The organism is Azohydromonas lata (assembly GCF_034427735.1).
In the GTDB taxonomy this organism is placed as follows: Bacteria; Pseudomonadota; Gammaproteobacteria; order Burkholderiales; family Burkholderiaceae_C; genus Azohydromonas; species Azohydromonas lata.
The window spans coordinates 1-3,613 of sequence record NZ_JAXOJX010000150.1 but is presented as its reverse complement, the minus strand read 5'-3'; the positions used below and the strand labels follow the sequence as shown (position 1 = coordinate 3,613).

Genomic DNA, 3,613 nt, shown 5'->3' with positions numbered 1-3,613 from the left:
CCGGCAGGCCCACATCGGCCGGCGCGGCGCCCTGGCCCTCGTCCTGCGCCGCCGCGGCGCCACCCAGCAACTGGTCCAGCAAGCCCATGGCCGACTCCTGCGCACTGTCTGCCTGCGCAGCGGGCAAGCGCCATGCGCGGCACGGCGCATCGCACGCAACTGTGACCGCATGTCCCCACGGCCTTGTGTGCGGGCCGCATAGGCACCATGTCGCCCCTGGGCGTGCTGTTTTTGCGCCCGCATGGAGTACCTCACGATGTGGAAGCGACTGACCCTGTTGTGGACCGTGGTGCGTGGCGACGCACGGCGGCTGTGGTTCGCACTGCGCCATCCGCAGTCGCCGGCCTGGCTCAAGTGGGGCACGGCGCTGATCGCGCTGTACCTGCTGTCGCCGGTGGACTTGCTGCCCGACGCCTTGCCCGTGATAGGCGTGCTGGACGACGTGGTGCTGGTGCCGCTGGCCATACGCTTCCTGCTCAACCGGCTGCCGCCGCACATTGCCCGCGCCGCCGACCAGCGCTTCGGCACCCGCGCCTAGCAGCGGCGTTTCCCAGCGGCCCGCCTCAGGCTTTCCCCGGGTCCTCGGCATGCGGGTTGCCCCGGATGGGAGGACCGGGACCGCAACGCTGCGGCCCCGGTCACGAAGCCGCACACACCCGAGGAGCAGGCCATGTCCGAGTTGAGAAAAGGCGATGCGGTCGAATGGAATACGCCGCAGGGCCCGACGCACGGCAGCGTCACGCGCAAGGTGACGGGCCAGGCGCACACCGGCGGCCACACCGCCAAGGCCTCGCCACAGCAGCCCCAGTACGAGGTCCGGAGCGACAAGTCCGGCCGCAAGGCCGTGCACAAGGCCGACGCCTTGGGAAAGGCCTAGCCGTGGCCGTGGAGCACAGCAAGGAGCAAGAAGAGCAGGCCGCCACGATCAAGGCCTTCGAGGACGTGGTGAACATGTCCCCTTCCGCCCTGGAGCGCTGGCTGCAGACGCAGCAGTCGCGCCAGGTGGGCCTCACGCACGAGGGCGAGCACGAGGCGGTGGGGCACCAGTCCGGCCGCCGCATCGTCGAGCTGCTGCGCAAGAAGCACGCGCAGCTCGACGCGGAGGATTACCGGCAGATGCGCAAGGTCGTGGGCTACGTGCACCGCCACCTGGCGCAGCGCCCAAGCGGCGACGTGCGCGACACGCGCTGGCGCTGGTCGCTCATGAACTGGGGCCACGACCCGCTGCGCGACGAGCCCGACTGAATCCGGCCACCCCGCCCGCTGCGCCCCGCCTCGCGCCGGGCGTGTAACAGCAAGGCAGACGGGCCTGTGGCGCCACGGCGGCATGGCACCATGCCGGCCGCCCACCCTGTTCGCGGGAGGGCCTCCTTTGCAACTGGTTTCTCTTTCCCGCCGTGGCCTGGTCCTCTCCTCCCGCTTCGTCAGCCACTTTGCCCCCAGCCCTGGATGCCGAGCGCGAGCCTGGCGCGGCCACGGGTGCGACGGCGAGGGTGTCGTGGGGGCCTTACGCCGCTTTCGTCCTGACCATCGCGCTGCTCATGGCGGCGCTGGTGTCGCTGGTGCTGTGGCACGACCACGAGCTCTACCGCGAGCGTGCCCTCTCGGCCACGCAGAACCTGGCCACGCTGATGGACCGCCAGGTCAGCGCCACGCTGGACAAGGCCGACATCGTGCTGCAGACCGTGGCGGCGCAATACGCGGCCACCACCGAGCAGGGCACGCAGCGCGACGCGCGCTTGAACAGCCTGCTGGCGGCGCAGCAGGCGCTGCTGCCGGAGGTGGCCACGCTGCGCGCCACCGGCGCCGACGGCTTCGTGCGCTGGGGCCATGCGGCCACCGTGGACTCGCCCGTCAGCCTCGCCGACCGCGACTTCTTCCTGCGCGCCAAGACCGACCCGCGCGCCGGGCTCATCGTTTCCGGCCCGCTGTTCGGCCGCATCACGCAGCAGTGGGTGATCGTGCTGGCACGCCGGCTCAGCGGCCCGGACGGCAGCTTCGCCGGCATCGTGCACGCCAGCGTCCCCACCACCGAGTTCAGCAAGGTCATGGCGCTGTCGCTGGGCGCGCACGGCGCCGTCACGCTGCGCACCACGGACCTGGCGCTGGTGCACCGCGCGCCCACGCCGCACGACGCGGTGGGCAGCCGCAACGTCTCCGCGCAATTGCGCCAGGCGCTGCGCCAGGCGCCTGACGAGGGGGCCTACGTCGCCACCACCGCGCTGGACGGCGTGGAGCGCAGCAACAGCTACCGGCGGCTGCAGAAGTACCCGTTCTACGTGATCGTGGGCCTGGCCACCGACGATTACATCGGCGGCTGGGAGAGCAACGCGCTGCTCATCTGCGCCCTGGCGGCGCTGGTGGTGCTGGTGACGGCCGCGGCCACCGCGGCCATCTACCGCGGCGCGCGGCGCCAGCAGGCCGACGCGGCCGAGCGTGAGCGCGCCACCGCGGCGGTGCAGGCGCTGCTGCTGGAGCGCACGCGGCTCAACACGGAGCTGGCGCTGCGCGTGCGCGAAGCCGAGGCGGCCAACGCGGCCAAGGACCGCTTCCTGGCCAACATGAGCCACGAGATACGCACGCCCATGCACGCCGTGCTGGGCCTGGCCTACCTGCTGGAGAAGTCCGACTTGGGCGCCGAGGCGCGCGAGCTGGTGCGCAAGGTGCACAGCGCCGGGCGCTCGCTGCTGGGCATCATCAACGACATCCTGGACTACTCGAAGATCGAGGCCGGCCGCCTGGAGCTGGAGGACACGCCTTTCAGCCTGCACGACGTGCTCGACAGCCTGGCCACCGTGATGGCCACCACCGCCGCGGGCAAGGACATCGAGCTGGTCATACAGCCCCCGCCCCCGGGCCTGGAGCGGCTGCGCGGCGACCCGCTGCGGCTGGAGCAGGTGCTGGTCAACCTGGCGGGCAACGCCGTGAAGTTCACCGAGCGCGGCCTCGTGGAGGTGGCGCTGCATCTGGAGGCCGAGGACGGGCAGCGTGCGCTGCTGCGCTTCACGGTGCGCGACACCGGCATAGGCATCCCCAAGGGCCAGCAGGCCGCGCTGTTCGCGCCCTTCACGCAGGCCGACGTCTCCACCTCGCGCCGCTTCGGCGGCACGGGGCTGGGCCTGGCCATCTGCCGCCGCCTGGTGCGCATGATGGGCGGCGACATGGGCGTCAACAGCACGCCGGGCCAGGGCAGCGAGTTCTGGTTCACGGTGCGGCTCGTGCGCGACGCGGCCGCCGCCCGGCCGCCCACGCCGGCGCGGCTGCAGATGCTGGCCGCCACCGCGCGACCCGAGCTGCGCCAGGCGCTGCAGGGCTGTGCTGCCACGCTGCACTGGACGGTGCAGGCCGCGGACGACGCGGCGCAGGCCGCGCAGGCGCTGGCGCAGCGCGCCGCGCAGGGCAGCGGCGGCTTCGACGTGGTGGTGCTGGACACGCCCGCGGACGAGGCGGGGCTGGATGCCGTGCGCACGCTGCACGAGGCGGCGGCCGTGGCGCCCTCGCCGCGCGTGCTGGTGCTGCTGTGCCCGGCCGCGCAGGCGCCGGCGCTGCGCGAGGCGCTGCCGGCCGCCCCGGGCGGCGACTTGATCGACGCGGTGCTCGTGAAGCCCGTGAC

4 protein-coding genes are annotated in these 3,613 nt (G+C 72.7%); all 4 read left to right on the top strand.

Annotation, left to right across the window (positions count from 1 at the left end; all coding sequences use genetic code 11):
- Window positions 1-256: 256 nt before the first annotated feature.
- Window positions 257-538: a YkvA family protein gene (locus SM757_RS34585; RefSeq protein ID WP_066340032.1), complete on the top strand. Its 282-nt coding sequence runs from the start codon at window positions 257-259 to the stop codon at window positions 536-538.
- Between the two features lie 132 nt (window positions 539-670).
- A complete protein-coding gene (locus tag SM757_RS34580) occupies window positions 671-877 on the top strand; it encodes a hypervirulence associated TUDOR domain-containing protein (protein WP_322468806.1) in 207 nt (68 codons plus the stop codon).
- An 8-nt stretch (window positions 878-885) separates the two neighbouring features.
- A complete protein-coding gene (locus SM757_RS34575) occupies window positions 886-1,245 on the top strand; it encodes a DUF3140 domain-containing protein (protein WP_322468805.1) in 360 nt (119 codons plus the stop codon).
- 188 nt (window positions 1,246-1,433) lie between these two features.
- Window positions 1,434-3,613, top strand: a 2,180-nt coding sequence (locus SM757_RS34570) for a hybrid sensor histidine kinase/response regulator (RefSeq protein WP_322468804.1), incomplete at its 3' end; no start/stop codon positions are given.